Annotated in this window: 1 pseudogene; it reads left to right on the top strand. The window is 60.2% G+C overall.

Annotated elements, in window-relative coordinates:
* Positions 1–128: 128 nt before the first annotated feature.
* Positions 129–266: pseudogene (locus DDE76_RS20190) on the top strand (IS3 family transposase); the annotation flags it as partial.

Raw genomic sequence — 266 nt, 5'->3', positions numbered from 1 at the left:
TGGCAGCGCCGCCTGCCAGCAGTTGGTCGAGAAGCTCATTGGGGATTGCAGGCTCTTTGCGTCGAGACATAGGGGACTCCTTGTTTACCCACTATGCCCGACCACACACGGAAATCCTGACACTCCCGAGGGAGGCCCTGGATCTCGCGCGCCCAAAAAAACGGATCTCGCCCTTGCTGTCGTGGAGCAATCCCGAGGACGATACCCAATGAGCGTTATTGCCCGCACTCTGGGCGTCTCCAGGTCCAACCTCATCGAGCGCGCCA

This window comes from Devosia indica (assembly GCF_003056405.1).
Lineage (GTDB): Bacteria > Pseudomonadota > Alphaproteobacteria > Rhizobiales > Devosiaceae > Devosia > Devosia indica.
The sequence above is the reverse complement of the archived record's forward strand: the minus strand, read 5'-3'. Positions and strand labels throughout refer to the sequence as shown.